This is a genomic window from Methanosarcina sp. 1.H.T.1A.1, assembly GCF_000979295.1.
Lineage (GTDB): Archaea > Halobacteriota > Methanosarcinia > Methanosarcinales > Methanosarcinaceae > Methanosarcina.
In genome coordinates this window covers 26,487-47,365 of the sequence record NZ_JJQY01000053.1, presented here as the reverse complement: position 1 = coordinate 47,365, position 20,879 = coordinate 26,487, and the positions used below count along the sequence as shown (strand labels likewise).

Annotated in this window: 19 protein-coding genes and 1 tRNA gene; 7 read left to right on the top strand and 13 right to left on the bottom strand. The window is 42.4% G+C overall.

Annotated features, from left to right (window positions below; genetic code table 11):
• The first annotated feature begins 73 nt into the window (after positions 1 to 73).
• On the top strand, positions 74 to 769 hold the full coding sequence (locus EO95_RS05795) for a DUF2110 family protein (protein WP_048133101.1): 696 nt from the start codon (positions 74 to 76) through the stop codon (positions 767 to 769).
• Positions 770 to 935: 166 nt separating this feature from the next.
• Here the strand turns inward: EO95_RS05795 and EO95_RS05790 are convergent, their stop codons facing one another.
• Positions 936 to 1,676 carry a V4R domain-containing protein gene (locus EO95_RS05790; protein ID WP_048133088.1) on the bottom strand — a complete coding sequence of 247 codons (741 nt, stop codon included), beginning with the start codon at positions 1,674 to 1,676 and terminating at the stop codon, positions 936 to 938.
• 390 nt (positions 1,677 to 2,066) lie between these two features.
• Between EO95_RS05790 and EO95_RS05785 the strand changes: the two genes are divergently transcribed.
• Complete coding sequence (locus tag EO95_RS05785; protein ID WP_048133086.1) at positions 2,067 to 2,825, top strand: PspA/IM30 family protein; 759 nt, start codon at positions 2,067 to 2,069, stop codon at positions 2,823 to 2,825.
• 2 nt (positions 2,826 to 2,827) lie between these two features.
• Positions 2,828 to 3,106, top strand: a complete 279-nt coding sequence (locus tag EO95_RS05780) for a hypothetical protein (protein ID WP_048133084.1) — start codon at positions 2,828 to 2,830, stop codon at positions 3,104 to 3,106.
• 243 nt (positions 3,107 to 3,349) lie between these two features.
• On the opposite strand, the gene EO95_RS05775 is transcribed toward EO95_RS05780, so the two are convergent.
• Together EO95_RS05775 and EO95_RS16680 are read right to left on the bottom strand one after the other, a co-directional pair.
• The gene (locus EO95_RS05775; protein ID WP_048133082.1) at positions 3,350 to 3,790 is read right to left on the bottom strand and encodes a universal stress protein; all 441 of its coding nucleotides are present in this window, start codon (positions 3,788 to 3,790) and stop codon (positions 3,350 to 3,352) included.
• An 85-nt stretch (positions 3,791 to 3,875) separates the two neighbouring features.
• Entirely contained in the window at positions 3,876 to 5,936 is a 2,061-nt protein-coding gene (locus EO95_RS16680; protein ID WP_052733516.1) for a histidine kinase dimerization/phosphoacceptor domain -containing protein, read from the bottom strand.
• 466 nt (positions 5,937 to 6,402) lie between these two features.
• On the opposite strand from EO95_RS16680, the gene EO95_RS05765 reads away from it, so the two are divergent.
• Positions 6,403 to 6,849 (top strand): hypothetical protein, encoded by a 447-nt coding sequence (locus EO95_RS05765; protein WP_048133080.1) that lies wholly within the window; start codon positions 6,403 to 6,405, stop codon positions 6,847 to 6,849.
• A gap of 474 nt (positions 6,850 to 7,323) precedes the next feature.
• Here the strand turns inward: EO95_RS05765 and EO95_RS05755 are convergent, their stop codons facing one another.
• Positions 7,324 to 7,503, bottom strand: a complete 180-nt coding sequence (locus tag EO95_RS05755; protein ID WP_048133077.1) for a hypothetical protein — start codon at positions 7,501 to 7,503, stop codon at positions 7,324 to 7,326.
• Positions 7,504 to 7,982: 479 nt separating this feature from the next.
• Between EO95_RS05755 and thiI the strand changes: the two genes are divergently transcribed.
• Positions 7,983 to 9,221 (top strand): tRNA uracil 4-sulfurtransferase ThiI, encoded by a 1,239-nt coding sequence (gene thiI / locus EO95_RS05750; RefSeq protein WP_048133097.1) that lies wholly within the window; start codon positions 7,983 to 7,985, stop codon positions 9,219 to 9,221.
• A 589-nt stretch (positions 9,222 to 9,810) separates the two neighbouring features.
• Positions 9,811 to 9,960, top strand: coding sequence for a hypothetical protein (locus EO95_RS17485; protein ID WP_156161132.1), 150 nt, complete (start codon positions 9,811 to 9,813; stop codon positions 9,958 to 9,960).
• 346 nt (positions 9,961 to 10,306) lie between these two features.
• Here the strand turns inward: EO95_RS17485 and EO95_RS05740 are convergent, their stop codons facing one another.
• The 9 genes from EO95_RS05740 to EO95_RS05700 form a co-directional block, all read right to left on the bottom strand.
• The gene (locus EO95_RS05740) at positions 10,307 to 10,705 is read right to left on the bottom strand and encodes a response regulator (RefSeq protein ID WP_048133073.1); all 399 of its coding nucleotides are present in this window, start codon (positions 10,703 to 10,705) and stop codon (positions 10,307 to 10,309) included.
• 427 nt (positions 10,706 to 11,132) lie between these two features.
• A complete protein-coding gene (locus EO95_RS05735) occupies positions 11,133 to 11,546 on the bottom strand; it encodes a response regulator (RefSeq protein ID WP_048133072.1) in 414 nt (137 codons plus the stop codon).
• Positions 11,543 to 15,124, bottom strand: a complete 3,582-nt coding sequence (locus EO95_RS16675; protein WP_162197348.1) for a PAS domain-containing protein — start codon at positions 15,122 to 15,124, stop codon at positions 11,543 to 11,545. The genes EO95_RS05735 and EO95_RS16675 overlap by 4 nt, the downstream gene beginning before the upstream one ends.
• A gap of 1,116 nt (positions 15,125 to 16,240) precedes the next feature.
• A tRNA-Ala gene (locus EO95_RS05725) sits at positions 16,241 to 16,312 on the bottom strand.
• Positions 16,313 to 16,378: 66 nt separating this feature from the next.
• A complete protein-coding gene (locus EO95_RS05720; protein ID WP_048133070.1) occupies positions 16,379 to 16,648 on the bottom strand; it encodes an elongation factor 1-beta in 270 nt (89 codons plus the stop codon).
• A gap of 97 nt (positions 16,649 to 16,745) precedes the next feature.
• Positions 16,746 to 16,916, bottom strand: a complete 171-nt coding sequence (locus EO95_RS05715; protein WP_048133068.1) for a zinc finger domain-containing protein — start codon at positions 16,914 to 16,916, stop codon at positions 16,746 to 16,748.
• Between the two features lie 196 nt (positions 16,917 to 17,112).
• On the bottom strand, positions 17,113 to 17,790 hold the full coding sequence (locus tag EO95_RS05710; RefSeq protein ID WP_082105941.1) for an amino acid kinase: 678 nt from the start codon (positions 17,788 to 17,790) through the stop codon (positions 17,113 to 17,115).
• A 126-nt stretch (positions 17,791 to 17,916) separates the two neighbouring features.
• Entirely contained in the window at positions 17,917 to 18,906 is a 990-nt protein-coding gene (locus EO95_RS05705; protein ID WP_048133090.1) for a hydantoinase/oxoprolinase family protein, read from the bottom strand.
• Positions 18,907 to 18,961: 55 nt separating this feature from the next.
• Positions 18,962 to 19,924, bottom strand: a complete 963-nt coding sequence (locus EO95_RS05700) for an ATP-grasp domain-containing protein (RefSeq protein ID WP_048133066.1) — start codon at positions 19,922 to 19,924, stop codon at positions 18,962 to 18,964.
• Between the two features lie 524 nt (positions 19,925 to 20,448).
• On the opposite strand from EO95_RS05700, the gene EO95_RS05690 reads away from it, so the two are divergent.
• Positions 20,449 to 20,850, top strand: coding sequence for a heat-shock protein (locus tag EO95_RS05690; RefSeq protein WP_235282882.1), 402 nt, complete (start codon positions 20,449 to 20,451; stop codon positions 20,848 to 20,850).
• Positions 20,851 to 20,879 lie beyond the last annotated feature (29 nt).

Sequence of the window (20,879 nt, the reverse complement as noted above, 5' to 3'; positions counted from 1 at the left end):
CCGTCTCGTGGGCTCGGAGATGTGTATAAGAGACAGGGCACAGGTAGAGAATGAATAAAGTGGCAGGATGAAAATGAAAAAAGTTGTAACCCTCCAGCATATTTATGGAAAAAACCGGGACAGAATGGCTGAACTGCTGAAAAGCCTGGTTGAGAATGAATTGAAAGACCTCGAAGTAAAGGTTGAGGTTTCTATTACCCCGGAAAACTGGGCAGAGTTTTCCCTTGAGGGTGAAGATGACGTGGTGTCAGCAAATATCCTGACATCCAGGTACGGAAGTCCTGTAAAAAAAGCTGAAATTGGAAAGGTGTACCTGGGTTTCCTTCAGGCTTTTCCGGAAGACGCTTTTGTGGTCAACATCGGTGTCCCTCTGCGCGTTGAAGCTGAGGAACTCAAAGCACTGGGCAGCGGAAAACCAAAACAGCTTGCATCGAGATTCGGGCTGGTTCCTCACCTGCCGGTTGAAGTTGAGGTATTTGAGGGGAACAAAAAAGCAAAAGCTCGCCTCACCAAAAAACAGCTTGACATCTGGTGGGGATGGAAAAAAGCAAGCACCGACAGAGTTGTCATTAATGGTGCTACCCGTTCGGAAATAAAAAATGCAATAAAAAGGACAGGGCACGGCAGGGACATTTACGAAATCGAGCGCCTGGGGCTGCTTGAACACGCAGTTGTGTGCCGTGAAAAAACGGACGGGCCCGGAATCGTGGCAGCAATAGGACCTCGCCTTAAATCCGAAATTGGAGTCGTAATAGGAGATTCCAGTTAACTTTCATTACCCTGCATCCGCCTGAAAGGAAAACCCAACCTGAATCCGAAAATTAGGTTTTCCAGTATACTTTTTGTGAGACAGTTTGCGTTAAAAGAATTGTTTCTTAAAAGGCGGATTTCCGGACAAAAATTATTCTGTAAAACTGTAAGTATAATTAAATAATTTATATTGTAATCTCAAACAGACATCGCGTGTGCCCGGTTCCATAACACTCGGTTTCCAGGACGCCGCACTCTTTTCCCAGTTTTTCTTTAAGGATTCCTTCAATGATGCCTTCTCTGAGGGCACAGAAGGGTTTTCCTATTGCCGGCATGGACCTGGCTTTGAAGTCATCTTCGACCTGAAGCACAGGAGAGCTCCCCCGGAGCACCGAGACCCGGCAGTCTCCGTGAATTTCCATAAAGCCTGCAATCTCATTAAACAGGTCTTCAGGATTACTTGATTTAAAATTAGCAGAGAGATGCTTGCCAATATCTATTCCAATCATCCTGACAACAGGGGCATTATCAAGCCCGTATGCTTCAAAACCAAATCGCATCACATGAAAAAGGGCTTCCATAAAGCGGAACCTGTCGTTTCCGCTTGCAGCAACTGTTTCCAGCAGGCTGCTGTAATGCCCGATAAATGGTTCCTGGGAGCAGCCCATGTAATGAGAGGTCAGGGAATAAATCTTCTTGCGTCGGTCTTCAGGGTCAGAATTTTCTTCAACAAGCTCGCATGATCTGAGATTATTAAGATGAACAGAAATGGTTGATTTGGCTTTTGCCGTATATTTTACGATTTCGTCAAACGATTTTGGCTCTTTCCTGAGTAAATTCAATATCTGGAGTTTAACAGGGCTGTCTACGGCTATGAGCCCTCGTTCGGTATAAAAAAATTCAGTTTTGGTCTCAGGTTTTGCCATAATATCTTTAGATAAGTTGTATTTTGAATATATAAAACGTTCGCGCGACTACGAATAATCAATCCGTATATATAAAAATGCCTGTATAAAAGAACCCGCCGAAAAAATACCCTGAAGAACGGGAAGAGGAAGGCAAAGTAAAGTGAAATAAAGTAAAGTGCTAAAGTAAAGTGCTAAAGTAAAGTGAAATAAAGTAACGTGCTAAAGTAAAGTGAAATAAAGTAAAGTACAGATAAACTAAAAATATAACTCCAGCCAAAAGACATAGGAAGAAAAGGGTCCTGCGAAAAAAGTGCCAGGATTTTTCAAAAAACCATACTCCATAAAAATAAGGCAAAAAATGCCAGCCTGTTTACAGAACAATTTTTGATAAAGCAACGGGGAAACCACATGGGATTATTCGCAAGGATGGAAACAGTATTCAAGTCAAAGATGAACAAAGTGCTTAACAGAATGGAAGACCCTAGAGAAACGCTTGATTATTCCTATGAAAAACAGCTGGAACTGCTGCAGAACGTAAAGAGAGGCGTTGCAGAAGTGACAACCTCGAAAAAACGCCTTCAGCTCCAGCGGGCAAAACTGATTCAGAGTAATGAGAAGCTTGAAAAGCAGGCCCGGGAGGCGGTTGCTGCTGACCGTGAAGACCTTGCAAGGATGGCTCTTGAGAGAAAAGCAGCCCTCCAGCAGCAGGTCGATGGGATTGACAGGGAAATTGCGGAGCTCGAAAAACAGGAAGAAAAGCTCATTGCCTCGGAAAAGCGACTTTCTACAAAGGTCGAGATCTTCAGGACAAAAAAGGAATCCATTAAAGCTCAGTACTCAGCAGCTGAAGCCCAGGTGAAGATAAACGAGTCTGTCACCGGGATCAGCGAAGAGATGGCAGATGTGGGACTTGCACTTGAGAGGGCCGAAAATAAGACTGACGAAATGAAAGCCCGCGCCGAGGCAATTGACGAGCTTATGGAAGCCGGCGCACTCGAAGACCTTACAGGTGGCAGGGACGACATCGAGCGCGAACTTGCAAAAATCAGTACCCAGAGCAGTGTCGAATCCGAACTTGCAAAGCTTAAAGCCGAAGCTGGAAAGGGACCTGAAAAAGCGAAAACAGGGGGAGAAAGCAAAGGTCCGGAAGAAGGAAAGGAGGTCTGAATATGATAATAAGGATCATGGGAGAAGGCCAGTACCGGGCGCCTGAAGCCCTCTGCGATGAATTAAACCAGATCGATAACAAAATTGTAGCCCTTGTTGCGGAAGGAAATGCTGAGGAATTCAGAACAGAACTTGTGAAGCTGATTTCTGAGATTAAGGAGAAAGGGGAAGCACTTGGCGCGGAAGAAATCTTGGAATCCGACATCATTGTACCCCCGGAAGACCTGAGCTTTGAGGAAGCAAAAGCCATATTTACAGGGGCAGGGATTATTGAGGATTAAGGAGCTGTGATTCCCCTAAAAATGGATCAGGAGTCTCTGTTCAATCAGAAACTTCTAAAAAGTAGTTGACTGGATACCATGAGCAGTTTCCAGATAATGCTGGATGCTGCTCTGGAAAATTGGTAATCCGAACGGCAAAAAGTAACTGGCCTTTTTTCAGGCTGTATTACTTGACTATTACCTGACAATCACCTGACAATCACCTGACAATCATCTGACAATCATCTGACAATCATCTGACAATCACCTGACAATCATTACAGGGACTTTTGAGTGCCTGAGAACATTCTCTGCCACACTGCCGATAAGGAATCTCTGGACTCCTGTCAGGCCCTGTGTGCCCATTACTATCAGGTCAATATTACTCTCCTCTGCATATTCAAGGATTTTTTCAGCCGGAACACCTTTCAGATACATCGGTTCCACTTTAACTCCGGCTTCTTTTCCAAGGTTTTCTACATAGCCAGTTGCAACCCCTCCCTGATTTGCAAGATATTCTTCAAATGCCTCAGTCCAGCCCATAACTGTCCGTGCAGTTCCGGCGTGCTCGGTAGAAACAACATACAGAGCATATACTTCAGCCCCTGTTGCCTGCGCAATGTCTATTCCATAAGAAGCTGCTTTTTTGGCGTTTTCTGAACCATCCGTTGCAATCAGGATTTTTTTGAAAAGATTTCCACTCATTTAAGCTACCCCCTTTAATATTCTAATTAAAAATATGCAGGTATTACTATTAGAATTTCATCCTGAATGGAATAGTCTTGAAGTTTCAGGCCGTTTCCCTGATTCTTTCCCTAAATTTAAGCGTAAATTTCGTACCTTTTTCCCTTTCAAGGTCTATTCTCCCCTCTATCTGGTTCACAAGAGCATTTACAAGCTGCAAACCAAGGGTTTCCGTGTTTCTGAAATCGACATCTTCGGGAAAGCCCTTCCCGTTGTCTGCAAAGATAAGAGTAAATTGTTTATGCATATCCTTACCTTTATCAGGAATCTTCGGAATAGGGGTTTTACCTGAGATTTCCTTTTCGTTTACTGCTTCTCCGGTTCCTTCCCCGAAAAGTTCAACATTTATTTCCCCTCCTTTGCCCTGGGGAAAAGCATATTTGATGGCGTTAGTGAAAAGTTCGTTGATTATAATGCCCAGAGAAACTGCGGTGTCAACACCGAGAAAAACTTTTTCCACATTAAGGTTTACCCTGATAGCCGAACTCTCGGTACTGTATGAACGGAGGAGATCAGCTATTAATTTGTGGATATAAGACGAGAAATCAAGAATGTCAAGGTTTCCTGATTCATAAAGTTCTTCGTGTATAAGCGACATTGAAACAATTCGGCTTTCACTTTCCCTGAAAGCCTCAATTACCTTTCTATCACTGAATTTCTCGGCCTGCAGGTCCAGCAGAGAAGAAACTATTTGCAGGTTATTCTTGATCCTGTGGTTGATCTCTTTTTTCCGGAGCTGCTCGGCTCTTTCAAGGGCTTCTTCTGCAACCTTCCTTTCGGTAATGTCAATGACCACCCCCTGAAAATGAGTGGCGCGACCTTCTGCATCCCTCTGGATGAATGTCCTCTCATCGACCCAGCGCAATTCCCCTTCTTTTGTGCAGATCCGATATTCCATCTTGAAACCTTCGCAGTTGTCTTCTACGCAGCTGTCAAGCTGTTCCTGGACATTATTTAGATCCTCCTTATGGACAATATCGCCGTAAAGGATTCTTTCGGAGGTGAAGTCTTCAACCTCATACCCAAACTGTGAAACATTTTCAGACACGAAATCCGCAGGCCATTTTTCCTCGTTTCGCCATAAAAATACGACTGCCGGACTATTATTGATGACTGTCCAGAACACTTTCTGCACTTCGAGGGCTATTTTCAATGCCTCCTCACTTTCCCTGAACATACTGCAGATTCCCGGCATCATCCCGAACTCCTCTGATACTTCTGAAGCCTCTCCTTTTTTCTTTTTGTAGATCGCGGCAAGCTCCTTTGGAATTACTTCTTCCAGTTCATGCATCGAATACCCTGAAGTTTTTTGATCTTGAGAGTGGGCAGCTTTCCCGGAGAAAAGCTCACTGCGGTCCTGAAAAGTCTGGCTTACATCTCTAAAATAAGCAGGGTTCGGAACTTCCTCTAGTAATGATTCTAAAAAATGTATCCTGTCCTGTAGTTCTGCATCAATCCTTTTACACTTCTGGACTTTACGAACCAGAGACAGGACATACCTTAAAAAACGTACTTCTTCAGGGGCAAACTCATCCGGTCTGTTTCTGTAAAGCGTTACAACTATACCGGGTTTTCCCTGGATTCTTATAAAGACACTGATCCCGCCGGCAAGCTCATCTAACTTCTCAGGCTGTCCAATACATCCGATTTCCTGAATCGAAGGCTGATTTTCCGGAAGGTCAACGCCGTCGTGAGAAAACTTGAAAATTCTGCAGAATTCGGCTTTGAGAGCGGAAACTACCATCTCTGCAGCCCGGTCCGCCAGGTTTTCAGAAAATGCGTCTTGCTGCTTTTCCTGCGTAAATAGTATTTTCTTTCTTGCTGTCATGGAGGCAAGATCCATTCCGTGGATATGTACACATTCGTTTTCCGCCGGATTAAAAGTGAGTAAGTATTCTTTGTTATTCTCTTTTACTTCAATGTTTAAAGCTTCTTTCTTTCTGATCGTTTTCCGGAAGAAAGGGAGAATTTCCAACGGAAGTTTTTTTCCAGGTTCGATTTTCCATATTTCCAGTAAAGGAACTGATGCTTCGTTTGCGTAAAGTACAATTCCATCTTTTCCAGCTCTCATTATGGGATAAGGGTTTGTAGAGAGGAGATTACGCATCCATTGAAGCTCATTCCCTCCACTTTTCACTACAGTAATAACTATGCCAAACGCCCCCCGTTTGCTACCAAATTATATCTTATTATGCGTATATATTGATAGATCTGCATAAAAATGATCTCAGGTAAGAGATATTTATTAATAATGTGATAATTCAATTCCCTGAAAATGGACAAAATGTTTAATTTCATGATGAAAAAACAGGTTAGATGCTGAGAATTTCTCTTTTCCCTGCAAATTGCCTACTTTTAAATGGCATAATGGAATAATTTTTATGGGCTGCATCTAATATTAAATGGAAATGAAAACTTGCAGGAGATAAAACTCTGATAAAAAACAAAAATTCGATTTGATTTTAAAGTTTCATCAAATTCAAAATTCTTATCGTTTAGAGTTTTTTATCTTTTAGAATTCTTAGGAAAGTTTTGATCGAAAATAAGGTTTTGATAAACTCAGGTGATAATTCTTGTCAAAAAAACAGGTAATTTGTATATTACTTCTCACAGTTGCCCTTTTCGCTTCAGGTTGTATGGGGGAAGACGGAACAAAACTGTCAATTTCGGGCAATGATACCGAAATAAATGTCAGCCTCCCCGAGCAATCCGAAGGCAACTGGTGCCCTGTAGGTTCTCAGGTCCAGGTTAAAAATCCCACCACCGGAAAAGCCCTTAATATGAAAATTACCGGCACCGAAGAGTTCGATAACAAAACCCTTTGCAAAGCCATGATAGAAACCGGAAGCGAAGAGAACACCACCAGATACGAGTACATGTGGTCACAGGACAAAAATACCACGATCTGGACAAAGTACGGCGAGGACGGAAATATCTCAATAAGATATGTCTACACGGATGGTAAAAAGACAATCATTGATGGAGCGGGAAGAAAACTTGAGTTCGGGGAAAAGGTATAAAGAAATGACATTATTCCCCTCTTCAATTTATACTTGCAAATAATTTCTTAAAAACTACAGAGTATCCCCTAATTATTAATATATATACATTGATATTAATGTATTTGGTTTCTATGATAATTGTAAAAACTAATAAAAACAGAACAAAATAAAATTGCAATAAATAAAAGTGGGTTGCCTGAATGTTGCCAGAAACGGCCGTTCTCTCTTTTTCCTCCGGTTCCTTCCAGATCCGCCTCTTGATATGGCAGGTAGCCGGATTGCTTTCCTGAAACTGCTGTTTCCTTGTTTGTTTCCGACACCCGCTTGAAACCAGTTCTCAGATTGCAAGAGGGTGGTGCGAATGTTGGCCAGAAGCCTTGCGAGCTCCCTTGTTTGTTTCGACACCGGTGCTGGGCGGCTAGAATGTTTACCAGAAACCCCTTGTGGACTTCCTTGTTGGTTTCTGACACCCATGCCTTCTTTCTCGGGGTTTCAGACTTCGAGGTCTGCCCCAAGGATTCTCGCTTCGACAGATCTTTCTTCAGCGCTCGGCTTTCCGATAGCGGTCCCGAGCAAAACGATCCAGCCCACAGGAAATAGTATCAGCAGAAGGCTATAAGCAGCTATCACTGTCACTATCGATTTTCCGGCAAGCTTTTTCAGAGTATCCATTGGTACTCCACCCCTGGCGTGGTTGTCTTTTTTTGTTTTTATCGTTTCGATAGGTGGGCAATTTTTACCCAGTCTTACCCAATGTCTTCGATATTGTGCGTAATACACAATAGCATACAATACTATAATAGTCCTGACTTATATAGATTTTCCAAAAATAATATTACTGTATGTATATTTTTTGTGCTGAGTAACAATGATATATCACCGGGGCAATTTTTCATGTTTTGTAATATTCTTTCATATATCTCCATGCAATTATTATCTTCCCCAAAAATTACTCTATTTAAAGTTTTCTGTCGGTCTCCTCTAAGTTGCCGCAATAGGTTCCTTTTTTCCTGAAAAAAAATTCTTTTTCCTGAAAACTTTAAACGCCATGTCGCCCTAACCGTTAAGTACACATGACAGGCAATTCTGATGAGATCGAAGCAAAAAATGCATCTGATATTGATATAAAGACTAAAAGAGACAGCGAGAACATGCCAGATACTTTTACTAATAGTATGGATAACCAGGACTCCGGTCCTTCTCGCCAGGGCTTCGAAAGCCAGGCAAATGTTGTTATAGTTAGATATGGGGAGCTTGCTCTTAAAAGCACAGGCGTTCGGAACTGGTATGAGAAAATTCTCATGAAGAACATTGCCGCAATGCTGGACTCAAGAAGCATTCCATATTCCCTGATACGGAGAGAATGGGGCAGGATATTTATTGAGACGACAGATCCGCGGGCAGCTGGAGCGGCAGCAGACGTTTTTGGGATTGTCTCAACTTCTTCTGCATTAATAACAGAACCAGACCTTGAGAGTGCAGCCAGGACCTGTGCTCTTCTTGGAACATGCCTCATTCGGGAAGGAGAATCTTTTGCTATCCGGGCTAGAAGAAGCGGAAACCATTCTTTCACTTCCGCGGATTTAGGGAGAAACTGCGGAGACGCTGTCTGGAACGCCCTTGAAAAAGAAGGAAAACATCCCAGGGTTGACCTGAGTTCTCCTGATAAGGAAATTTTTGTAGAGATGCGGCAGAATCTGGCTTATATTTACCTGGAGACGGTTAAAGGAGTTGGAGGACTTCCCCTCGGCACACAGGGCAGTATGGTAGTGCTGATGTCCGGAGGCATCGATTCCCCTGTCGCTGCATGGCTGATGATGAAGCGTGGTGTAATGATTATCCCTGTTTACTGCAATAACTCTCCTTATGCAGAGGATGCGGCAAAGGAACGTGCTTTTGACTGCATCCGCCAGCTACAGGCCTGGGCTCCAGGGCACCAGTTCACAACTTATGAGCTCCTCCACGGTCCAAATCTGGGGGCTTTTATCGAAACATGCGACCGAAAAAACACATGCCTCCTCTGCAAACGTATGATGTACAGAGAAGCCTACGAAGTTATGAAAAAAGAAGGCGCAAGTGGGATTATTACTGGCTCTTCCCTCGGACAGGTAGCCTCCCAGACTGCTGCCAACATGCATGCCGAAATCTACCAGCTTGCTATCCCGATTTATCACCCTTTAATTGCCTTTGACAAAAGCGAGATCGTGGATATTGCCCGCAGAATTGGAACTTATGATATATCTACAAGGTCAGCCGGAAGTTGTGCTGCAGTTCCGGAACATCCCGAAGTCAAGGCAAACTATGACCTCATAGTTCTTGAGGAAAAAAAGCTTGATATTGAGACTATGGTTGGCGATGCTTTGAAAGCCGCAAAGGTCCTTAAGCTCTAATTGGAACCATGGGCTTTTGAATAGAGAATTTTAGCATTGAGCATAGCTTTAATTCTCTATTATATTTTTAGTTCAGTTGACTTCTAAGTTATATCTATTTCGGTTTTATACTTTTTAAAGTATAAAAAACTGTAATGATTTATATAAGATCTCTTACGTTTAATATTCTGGGCGTTATACTTCTAATGGAGTTCATAATCCAACCTCCAGTTCAATCCACAGGTTCAATCCACAATCACAACTTTTATAATGCAGTTAACGCCCCCAATCCACAATCATAACTTTTATAATGCAGTTAAAGTCCCCAATCCATAATCATAACTTTTATAATGCAGTTAAAGTCCCCAATCCATAATCACAACTTTTATAATGCAGTTAAAGCCCTTCTCTTTATCAGGCTGCTATTCAAACCACACATATCTATTTTTTATCAACAGATGTATGCATTTCTCTAAAATGAAATTATTTAAAAAATTATTTATTTCTACTCCTGCTAATCTATTCTATGAATGGCTTTTCTCGCTCAGACCCAAAAACTTCCCGAATACGAACAGTTTTACTTTTATTCACTATTACAAGTTTCCTGTTGATGACTGCCGGTTCACTGTATATCGATATGTACCCTGATAATCCCGGACCAGGCGAATTTCTTGTAAACACCGCAGGTCCTGTATTCTGGATCTTCTGCGGCATCTGGCTCTTTTTTAACGTAGTCACTATCCTGAACTCCAGACGCTAGAAAATCCCATTAGAATTTTTTAAGCAGGCTGCTCCAGGTAAGCTGGCGGGGGTACATTATATTGGGTTGGTTGAAAAGCGGTTTCCAGAGCAGGGAAAATGTTTCTTAGGTCAGGTGCAGGATTTATCTACAATACAAAGCAAAAAACCGAAAAATACCATTTTCAATTATTTTGACTATGTTGAATATCTCAACTGACTTATCAGGGTCTGCCAGTGAGGTTTTTACTCTTTAATATAAAGTGGACTGCTTCCCCTTCCTCCTTTTATCTTTCCCCAAAGTTAAATGGATTTCTCTTACTTTTCTTCATTTGCCCTTCTCTTATTTTTCTTCATTTACCCTTCTCTTACTTTTCTTCATTTGCCCTTCTCGACCTGTGTTTATGGAGAGCCATTTCTATATTGCTGAAAAGGTCCTCTTCTTTGAAGGGTTTTGAAATATACCCTGAAGGCTCTGTTAGTTTTGCCCTCTCAAGAGTTTTAATGTCAGTATAGGCTGTAAGGTAGATAACAGGTATTGAAAAGCGTGATTTGATAATCCTGGTTGCTTCAATCCCATCCATGTCTCCCTTCAACATAATATCCATCAAAACAAGATCAGGATTTGTAAGCTCTGTTTTTCTTATTGCCTCTTCCCCCGAAATAGCAGTCACAGGAACGGTATACCCCATGTTTTTTAACCTATTTCTAATGTTCAGAGCCACTATATTCTGATCTTCAACGATCAGAATCTTTGCTTTGTACATTATTTCCCCCCGTTTTTATCTTTTCATCTTCCGGGATATATTCTGATTTATTAACCAGTTGACCCCATGTTTTTATCGAGTTTGATATTTATCCCCATCGCGAATTATCTAAGGCTTATTCTTTTTCTCGCCTACTAAATACATACGACCTGTATTTCCGGAACAAATATCCGCGAAAAATTTTCATCCCATGCAGCGTTGGAGCAGCAAAACTCAGCTAAAATCTGTGTGGTATACCTTTTAAGAACTGTGGTATACCTTTTAAGAACTGTAGTATGCCTTTTAAGAACGGCAGTATGCCTTTTAATTACAGTAGCATACCATTTAAGAACGGTAGCATACAATTTAATAAAATTTCTTCTATTTTTGAGAACCATGTATCCGTTTTAACCGGATACAGGCTTTATTTAAGGTGTATTGAAGAGTTTTATTCGTCATTACTGGAACTCTCAATCTCTTTTTTTTCGGCTCTGTGTTTATGGAGCGCCATCTCAATATTGCTATGCAGGTCCTCTTCTTTGAAAGGCTTAGAAATATATCCTGCCGGTTCTGTCATTTTAGCCCTTTCAAGGGTTTCATCGTCAGTATAAGCTGTCAAATATAGTACAGGAATTCTAAGGCGGGTTTTTATTTCACGGGCAGCTTCAATTCCATCCATGTCTCCTTTCAACATGATATCCATCAAAACAAGATCCGCACTCGTCAGCTCTGCTTTTCTTATTGCTTCCTCTCCTGTGGATGCAGTACCGGGTACCGTATAACCCAGATTTTTGAGTTTATTTCTGATGTTTAGAGCGACGATGTTCTGGTCTTCAACAACCAGAATTTTTGCCTTTTTCATTGTATCTCCCCTTTGATACTGGATACTTTTTCAGATGACTGGCAGGTCTCCTTAAACCAGATTTTGAACTTAGTCCCCGAACATATTTCAAGTTCAATCGTGCCCTCCAGTTGCTCGACAAGTATATTTACCAGTTGGAGACCCAGAGAGCTCGTGTTCCTGAAATCAATATTTTCCGGAAAACCCAACCCATTGTCCGAAACTACCAGTGTGTACTGGATATTTTTATCAACTGAACTCTTATCATCAATATTATTAATGATCTTACTTATACTTTTATTCTCACTATTTTCTTCTGTTCTGCAGAGTTTGATGCAAACTTCACCTTTCCTGCCTGATGGAAAAGCGTGTTTCAGAGAATTGGATACAAGCTCATTTATAATTATCCCGAGAGGAATTGCAGTATCCATTCCCAGGAAAGTCTCTTCGATATCGAGATGCATATTGACATCCCCTTTTCTGACTGTGTATGAGTGGAACAGGTCCGCTGTCAGTTTCTGAAGATAAGCTGAAAAATCCAGGCTCTCGTTATTTTTTGACCTGTACAGTTCCTCATGAATTATTGCCATTGTAGCAACCCGGTTCTGACTCTCACGGAAAGCTTCGAGAACTTCTATATCGTTAAACTTCTCTGCCTGAAGTTCAAGGAGGCTTGAGATTACCTGCAGGTTGTTCTTTATCCTGTGATGTATTTCCTTTTTACGGATTTCTTCCATTTTTGCAAGAGATTCTTCAGCTTCTTTTTGTTTGCTAATATCATAGGCTGTACCCTGTAGAATTCTCTTTTTGCCCGTGGGATCGGAAACATTCTGGATAATCTCACGGATCCACCTTAGCTTTCCATCCCTGTGCTTTATCCGATACTCGTGCTCTATAAGGAGTAAGGGGTCGTTTACCAATCTCTCCCTATTCTCAAAAAGCTTTTCTCTGTCTTCGGGATGAACAATCCGGTACCAATCAGCTTTTCCGAAGATGAAGTCCCCTCTTCTGTATCCTGTAGTTTCTTCTATATTGCCGTCTACGAGAATCGGGGTGAAGTCAAGTCCCATCTGGAAAGCAATTCCTCTGAAGTTTTTCATGAAGGACCTGTAGCGCGCTTCGCTTTCTTTCAGTTTTTCTGACGCCAGTTTAATACCTGTTATATCTTTCATTACACCGAAAGCTTTTCGAATGCTCCCATTTTCATCTCTCAGATAGACTCCGCTGTCTTCCACATGGATGTAGCTCCCATCCTTCTTCCTGAACCTGTACTCAATACGGAACTTATTTTCTTTTTCTTGAAATGTCCTGAGTTCACCAAGTGTTTTTTCCCTATCTTCAGGATGAATATGGTTTGCCCACAAAACATTGTCAAATTTATTAAATTCATCTACCGTATATCCCGTAACATCCCGGATGGCTCCTGCCCACTTGATAATATTTCCCCCGTGGTCATGTTCAAACACTATCTGCCCGGTCTGTTCGGCAGCTATTCTAAACCTCTCTTCACTTTCCAGGAGTTTTTCCTGAGCAGATCTCTTTTCTGTGATGTCTTTTATCACTCCGGCTGCCATATACACACAGCCTTTTTCATCTTTCAGGTAAACTCCCTCATCCTCTACATAGAAGTAACTTCCATCCTTTCTCCTGAACCTGTAGTTCTGATGGAAATCTCCCCCATGCTGCAGGCAACATTCGTGAGCATACCTTACCTTTTGGAGGTCTTCCGGGTGGATCAGTTCCATCCATCTATCGATCCTGATGTCCTTGAACTCCTCAAAACTATACCCTGTAATCTGCGGAATTGCTCCTGCCCAGTCAATTTTGCCGTCTGTGAAATTATCGTAATATAAAAGCATTTTAGTTTTTTCTGCGATCAAACGGTAGCGGCTCTCACTCTTTACCAGTTCCTCATGGGCAAGTTTTCTATCAGTGATATCTTTTATTACTCCAAGAACCCTGCATATATCTCTGTTCTCGGCTTGCAGGTAAATGCCGCTGTCTTCAACGCAGATGTAACTTCCATCTTTTCTTCTGAACCTGTACTCTTCAGAGTACTTTCCCCCATTTTTTATGCACTCTTCGTGGGCTTTTACTGCTTTTTCCCGGTCTTCAGGATGGACGTGCTGAGCCCATACTTCGGGAGTGAAGCCCTGAAACTCTTCAAAGCTATATCCTGTAAGTTCTTCAATTGCTCCTGCCCAGGAACTGTGATCGTATTTTACATTATAATCATAAACGAGTTGCCCTGTCTGTTCGGCTGTTATGCGGAACCTTTCCTCGCTTCTTTCAAGGATTTCCCGGGCAATTTTTCTTTCTGTAATATCTTTTATCACTCCGACAATCCGGTAAACCTGGGAAAGGTCATCCTGAAGGTACACGCCGCTATCTTCTGCATGGAAGTAGCTTCCGTCTTTCCTTCTGAACCTGTATTCTTCAAGGTATTTCCCCCCGTTTTTCATACACTTTTCATGCATTTCCCATGCTTTTTCGCGGTCTTCCGGATGGACGTGTTCTATCCAGCTTTCCAGGTCTACTTGCCTGAACTCTTCAGGGCTGTAGCCTGTAAGTTGTGGGATTGCTCCCGCCCAGTCAATTTGTTTTGATTCCACCTCATAATCATAAACTAGCTGCCCTGTCTGCTCAGCAGCAATCCTGTATCTCTCCTCACTTTTCCTTAAAAATTTTTCAGCTTCTTTGCGCGGGGTAATATCCAGCATTACGCCCACGATTCCGGCAATCTCTCCGGAACTGTCCTCGTAAGTAGCTTTATGGAACAGGAAGTCTCTGCTCACACCGTCAGCGCAGATAACCCTGGTCTCGTAGTAATGGCTTCCCCCATTATCCAGAAGTTCCCTGTCATTTTTGTAATAGATCTCAGCCAGCTCTTTTGGAACCCTCTTCTGAAACTCAGAGAATGATCCCCCTATGCCCATCTCCTTTGGAAGCCCCATGATTTGCCTGGCTAAACTCTCGTTACAGTTTACATAATTCTCATTCAGATCCCTCTGGAATACAGGGCTTGGAATGCTGTCAAGAAGTGTCTCAAGAAACTGGAGATTGTTCCGAAGGGTTTTTTCAATCTTCTTTCTCTCGGTTACTTCCTGTGCAAGTTTTTCGTTTGCTTCTATATACTCAAGGGTCCTTAGCTCAACAAGTTTTTCCAGGCTCTCATGCTGGGACCTGAATTTCTCTTCAGCCCGTACCCTGTAACTTATGTCAAACCCATAGATGTCTGTGTACCCATCTTCCGAATGAGGATAAAGCTTTAGAGCATACGTAGCATTCTCTATATTGATTTCAAGGTTCTCAGGCTTTTTCTGTGAAAGAATCCTTCTTATACTGTGCCTCAGTGATTGAGGAAGCTCTTCTCCTTTTTTTATACCCCAGTGTTCAAGAAGAATGCAGGCTGCTCTATTGGCATAAAGAACCTTTCCATTCTTTTTTATCCTGAGGACAGGGTTAGGGTTCTCCGAAGGAATGTGCTCTATTATTTTTTCGTGCAGCTCTATTGAGTTTTCAGGTTCTGATTCCCCAGCCTCTTCTTTTTTCTCGGGAAAGCTGTTACTTTTAATAACTTCCAGTCCCCCATTTTTCACTTTTTGCCTTAGTCTCTTAGATCTCAGAGCGAGAATCATATTTTCGCTTAAAAACAGGGTTAAAAATAGCCTTTTGCGGATCTTCCCATTTTTCCGCTATTTGCACCCTTCAATCCGACGTATCGGGGTTTTATTGTAAAAAAATATACGCTGGTCTGTTAGGTATCCATTATTTAAAAAGTATATGATGTGTCCCCGGATTTTGTAAAGTTTAGATCCGGATATTATTAAACCGGATGTTCTTCAGATATCGTTTTCCCGGAAAAACTTCAATGAGCTTTTCTGAGAATGATTAATTTTTCGTATGTTACTTCTTCTGCCGGAGGATGAGCCTCAAGAAAGCAAAAGCACAGAAAATAGGATGAAGAGAAATAGAGGCGTAAAATACCATATAAATAGAGGCGTTTAACTGAAAACGTCTCCTTTTAAAGTTAATCTTTTATTTTATAGTCGGCCAGGGGAGCTTCAATTTTCCCTGGCCAACTGAGGGGGTTATTCTAGCGTGGGATTACCCAACGAATATTTAAAAAGAGTTATTTGTATTTAATTCTTTGCATTTTTTATACTGTATTATGCTGAATCTCTTCCATTTTCGGTATCTTGAAGGGTCAACTTTTCTTTAGTATCTAATAACTATTTAAGCAATTCATTAAAAAAATTGACAATGTATTCGGGTCATTTAATTATCATTTTTATCTATTTGAGCTCAACAGCCAGTATCAAATAGTCTGAGATTCTGCCTGCTGAAGACAATATAAGTAATCACCGTACATGGCTGCAGCCTGCCTGCCTGCCAGCCAGATAAAAAACAACACGTAAACAGCTGCTGCTATTAAGGGAGATCTACTACTATGAAGAAATACCCAACATGGGATGAAAAATACTTCTCTTACCTCGGAAACCTCTTTTTAATATACAGGTCACGGGAAGCCACCGCTAACTTGCCTGGCAGTTTGTAGAAAACTAAGAAAAAGTAGAAGAAGGAATGAATATACTTGAAAAAGGCTATTTTTGAGGTAGAGTAATTCTGCCCTGTTCATCCTTAAGTTTTTTCTGGCTAATTTACTTTTTCTGCTAAGTAACTTACAGGTTTTTTCTATCTATTTACTTTCTTAGTGGACTCGGCGGGATTTGAACCCGCGGCCTTTACGTTGCGAACGTAACGATCTACCCCTGATCTACGAGCCCTTTTACGAAAAAGAGAATAGTGAAAAAAGATTTTCCGAACACAGGTGTCCGGTTCTTTTTTCCTTCTCAGATACGGTAGAGTTCCAGAATCTGGACGTTCTCGACACCAGAAACTTTTACAAAGGCTTCTTCTACGGCTTCGGTTCCGCCTTCTTCGTCGTTAACGATCAGCGTAAGAATCAGGGCCTTTAATCCAAAGGCTATTGGCTCTTCAGCTATGTCCCCGTGAAGATCGGCTCCTGCCGGAATTGCGGTTTTGAGCTTCTCTTTCAGCTCTACAAGGTCGGTGTCAATGCTTTCTGGCATGATTTTCATTTTTGCTGCAACTTCGCCCATTTCAATCCCTCTTGTAATTTTATTCAGATGATTCTATTGACCAATTTCAAGCTGCTTTTACAATGCGCTTCTGGTTCTTTTGGCACTCTGCCCAAAATCACGGAGCTTTGAATCCACATTTAGGACAGGTATATACGTTACCCTGCTGCCTGCAGCTTGTACATCTTCCGATCTCTGCTCCGCACTGGGGGCAGGGAAACTTCACATAGCCTTTTTCCACAAGACGGATTCCGCATGAGGTACAGTATTCAATTTTCTGTGACGACATTTTTCTTCTCCTTAATTATTCCTTATTCCTTATGTGAACTACAATAAATTAACCGGTGAATCAGGCACTTTCCTAAAGCTTCAGTATCCTGCTTTTATCGGCACCTGTATTAACATCAACAAGTCTGATGAACTGAATGTAATGATGCTTTTTGGACACGGCTTGCTTCTCTCCCTAGTCATATACGATATACAATTTAAATATTCCCCTTTACCGCCGTACAGGGCACAGGCTTCCCGTACACTGCCTGAATTACCCTTTCCGGAAATTTACCGTTTATAATTCTGCACCCCATCCTGTTTTTCTGAAGGAATCCGGGCAGGAAAGGGTCGATACAACTTTCAAAGTTTTCTGAAAAGTCGGAGGTGAAAATTTCCCTGACCAGTTTTCCTTCCCTGATAATCCCGTCAACATCCGTAGCCTTAATGAACAGGGCTCCTGTCTGCTTCGCAACCCAGGCAGCGATTGTGTCCGAAGTTACGCTCCAGGAGTGGGGCAGAGGGTCTTCTGCCTTCAGCAGCCTGTAGGGAAAAAGAATCGAAACGCCGGCAGGGAGTTCTGTTATTGAATCCGTACCCACTGCACCGCTTTTGTCCTGAAGGTAGCAGGCGTACTGCTCCATACCAAGCACAGCCATCCAGTGAGCTGCGTCGTCTCCAAGTCCAAACCTCCCGTCAGCTCTCCTTACGGCATCTGCAAATACCCCTCCTCCGGGTACGATAAGGAGGGAAAAAATACTTTTATCGGAAACCTGCTCATCAGGAGCAGCCCCCGAATGTCCGGAGCCAAATTCTTTTACGAGCCTGTCAATAAGTTCCGGAGCTTCGCTGATCAGGCTTCCTCCTACTTTGATAACTATCCTCATAGCTTTCATAAAACCTTATAGCAGGAAATCCGTTAAATCTTTAGATTTAGCGGGTAGTTGATTCGTTAAGGTTTTTCTCCATTAATAGCTTTCAGTTACTGTTAATTTCTTTATGGATATAGATTTTTTGGAGTTTTAGTTCCCGGGTTTTTCGGTATCCAGTAAGCGGGCAGCCGCATATGCCGGAAAAACCTTGGAGATCTCTTCTCCCCATCGCCCGGAAACAGAAACGCATTCAAATCCAAGCCTTTCAGCAGCTTCCTTTATCATAAATTCCCCCAGGCCCGCTGATGCAATGGTCTTCAGTCCATTTCTTTCCGCAACTTCGAAGATCGCTTCAGCCAGGGCAGAGATCTGTTTTTCTTTTACCTGCTCTGCGATCTCGTATATTTCCCTCTCCCCTACCTCTGAAAGGTCTGCACAGACCAGCCTTGCAATTCTGCGCATGGCATCTGTTTTGCTCCTGCCTGCCCCGTCGGCAGTCTCACATGTGTACGCATCTTCATCGATCTTCCCGAGTATGAGATAAGCATCTGCTGTCGTTGCAAAGAGTTCCGAGGACGTCCTGCACATGCCTTTCTCAAGCTTTACCTTTTCAAGAAGTGCGGCGAGGTTTGTTCGGAGGGTGCCTGCGTATACAAGTTCGCTCCTGAGCAGGCGTTCAAAGTCTGTAAGCCCTGCCCTGTGTTCCCCTGATATGATCGGAATAATATCGCTTGTGGTACTGCCAACATCAACAAAAATGCAGTCTCCTACTTCTTTCCCTATCAGCCTGGCTGAGGCTGCCCAGTTCGCGGCAGCAAGCTCCCTCAAGTTCTCAGCTTCATTCTGGAACCTTCCCTGGCTGTTTATATACGAGACCCTTTCGGAGCCGAAAGCCGAATCAACTGTTTCTTTTATGAAGCGGATGCCCTGCTCTTTGTCTTCAAAACAGTCCGCGAGCTCTCCTGTCATCACAACAGCAACTCTTTCAGGCCTTAGCCTTTGCGCAATCTCTTTCAAGACTTCCGGAAGCCTGGTATTTTTCCAGAGAGGCAGGTAGTGAAGTTCCACAAGAGTCCCGTCCGAGGAAGCAAGCTTTGTGTTCGCTCCTCCAATGTCAAGCCCTATAATTTTTGAATGCATTTTGATTCCTTTCCGTGTTTTTCCAGGTATGTAATTATTAACATTTTCTTTGTTTTCAATTCCTTCCGAAAAGCTCGCCAAGCATATCTTTTGAAAAGTGATATTCCCCTTCGATTTGCACTGAATCAGGGAGTTCTCCGAATCTATTCTTAAGAAGAAGTTCGCCTATCTCCTCCTTCATGACTCTGCTAATCCCGAATAATGAAGCTGTAGGCCTTGGGTTTACATCCACGACATAAGGACGATCCGAAAGTACGATATCCACACCCATATACCCAAAACAATCCAGACATTTTACTGTCGAGATTGCAGTTTCATAGAGTTCATCTTTTCTGGAAGTCTTATAAGGAGTCAGGCTGCCGTTGTATTTTATGCCCGAAACTCTATTTTTCTCAGGATTTACTCCTTCCCTGTCCTTTTTCTCTTCAAACTCGATGAACTGGCGGTTTACCGTAAGTGGCAGCGGCTTTTTTCCTGCAATAAGGCTTACGCTCAAATGTTTTCCTTCAATATATTCACTTGCAATGAATTCTTCTGTCTTTTCGAATTCCGTAACAAGATCTGTTGCCTCTGCCCCGCATCCGAATCTTGGTTTTATGACATACTTTTTGCCCTTTTCAGCTTTTTCCGCAATCCCGGGAGCATAAATTCCGGCTTTTTTCAGGGCTTTTGTGCACAGGACTTTATCTGCACAGCAGGCTGCCGATTCCGGCGAGCACCCCAGGTTTACGGTGTTTTCTTCAAGGATCCTGTTCAGTTCTGGAAGCATTCCGTCAGGAGCAATAAGCAGTCCGGCATCACACTTCTTTGCCTCCCTTTCAACTACCTGCCTGAAGCTTTCAGCCGTGGATTTCAATGATGTACCTGTACCTATTTCTGTACCTGCAGATGGGTAGTACACCTCATGCCCCACACGAACAAAACTTTCGGCAAGTGTTTTTAGCATAGCTGCCCCTTCCGGAATCAGGGACTTATCGATATCCGTGCCGACAGCGAATTCTGCAACCAGGATTTTCATCGGAGAAGAAACACCCGGTCATTTTATATTACTTTTTGTCCTGCACGGAAGGAAATATACCCTGAAAAAAGTCACTTCTTATCTCACACCGCTTCGGCCACTCTCACCTTCAAGCTGCCTTTTCCACAAAAAAGGAGAGAAAAAAGCAATAAGTAAAAAAGACCGGGGGAGTCAGCAAGAAACCAACCAGAAACAAACAAATAAAAGCAGCAGAACTAAACGGAAGTCAAACAAAACAAAATTCTATTTTCGGAAACAGGCCCAGTGTGAATGTTTACATTTACCTAACTCTATAACTATGGAAAACACTGATAAACACGGGAACGGGCGATCTAAAGTTAGGCAAATAAATTAATAAGGGAATCTGAATGATAAAGTGGAGCAGAGGAAATTAAGCCGATTACGTAAGTAAAGATTTATATAATTTATATAGTTTATAGCTTAAAAGGTAAACATTATGATAAACATTGTAATACTTGATGGTGGCTGGTAAAATCAACAGCAGAAACCCAAATTCTCAGTCTTTGTTTGAAAATCCTTTTGTCAAAACCCTCTCTATTGCGGTTCTCATGGGCATATTCCTGGTTGACATGGGGCTCGGGCTATTTGATATATTTTCTACTAAATCAAGTCCCCTGCCGTCTGCATTTGTACTCATGATCTTTGCCGTGGTGTTTATAGGGGGAATGGTTTTCTATGAGAGACAGGGCCTGGACACTCTGAGTTCTCTTATAGGTGGAGCGCTTGCAGGTTTTGGGCTTTCATTCGTGTTTGTCTCCCTTGTAGGAGGCGTGCAGTTTGCGTTAGGAGGAGGAATTTCCGTTCTTGGATGGGAACAGGTAATTTCGGCAGTCGCGGCTTGCATGATTGCAGGCGTCATAATGCTCAAAGCACTATCTTATAAACTTCAGAACCACTTTTACTGATTTTTCTTTTTTTTGCTTTCTCAGGTAGA

Coding starts and splice junctions, on each gene's coding strand:
- EO95_RS17485 (WP_156161132.1), top strand. CDS start 9,811: ATGACTGCCGGTTCACTGTATATCGATATGTACCCTGATAATCCCGGA.
- EO95_RS05735 (WP_048133072.1), bottom strand. CDS start 11,546: ATGAAAAAGGCAAAAATTCTGGTTGTTGAAGACCAGAACATCGTCGCT.
- EO95_RS05795 (WP_048133101.1), top strand. CDS start 74: ATGAAAAAAGTTGTAACCCTCCAGCATATTTATGGAAAAAACCGGGAC.
- EO95_RS05715 (WP_048133068.1), bottom strand. CDS start 16,916: ATGTCGTCACAGAAAATTGAATACTGTACCTCATGCGGAATCCGTCTT.
- EO95_RS05700 (WP_048133066.1), bottom strand. CDS start 19,924: ATGAAAATCCTGGTTGCAGAATTCGCTGTCGGCACGGATATCGATAAG.
- EO95_RS05780 (WP_048133084.1), top strand. CDS start 2,828: ATGATAATAAGGATCATGGGAGAAGGCCAGTACCGGGCGCCTGAAGCC.
- EO95_RS05740 (WP_048133073.1), bottom strand. CDS start 10,705: ATGTACAAAGCAAAGATTCTGATCGTTGAAGATCAGAATATAGTGGCT.
- EO95_RS05790 (WP_048133088.1), bottom strand. CDS start 1,676: ATGGCAAAACCTGAGACCAAAACTGAATTTTTTTATACCGAACGAGGG.
- thiI (WP_048133097.1), top strand. CDS start 7,983: ATGCCAGATACTTTTACTAATAGTATGGATAACCAGGACTCCGGTCCT.
- EO95_RS16680 (WP_052733516.1), bottom strand. CDS start 5,936: ATGCGTAATCTCCTCTCTACAAACCCTTATCCCATAATGAGAGCTGGA.
- EO95_RS05710 (WP_082105941.1), bottom strand. CDS start 17,790: ATGAAAGCTATGAGGATAGTTATCAAAGTAGGAGGAAGCCTGATCAGC.
- EO95_RS05775 (WP_048133082.1), bottom strand. CDS start 3,790: ATGAGTGGAAATCTTTTCAAAAAAATCCTGATTGCAACGGATGGTTCA.
- EO95_RS05785 (WP_048133086.1), top strand. CDS start 2,067: ATGGGATTATTCGCAAGGATGGAAACAGTATTCAAGTCAAAGATGAAC.
- EO95_RS05720 (WP_048133070.1), bottom strand. CDS start 16,648: ATGGGCGAAGTTGCAGCAAAAATGAAAATCATGCCAGAAAGCATTGAC.
- EO95_RS05705 (WP_048133090.1), bottom strand. CDS start 18,906: ATGCATTCAAAAATTATAGGGCTTGACATTGGAGGAGCGAACACAAAG.
- EO95_RS05755 (WP_048133077.1), bottom strand. CDS start 7,503: ATGGATACTCTGAAAAAGCTTGCCGGAAAATCGATAGTGACAGTGATA.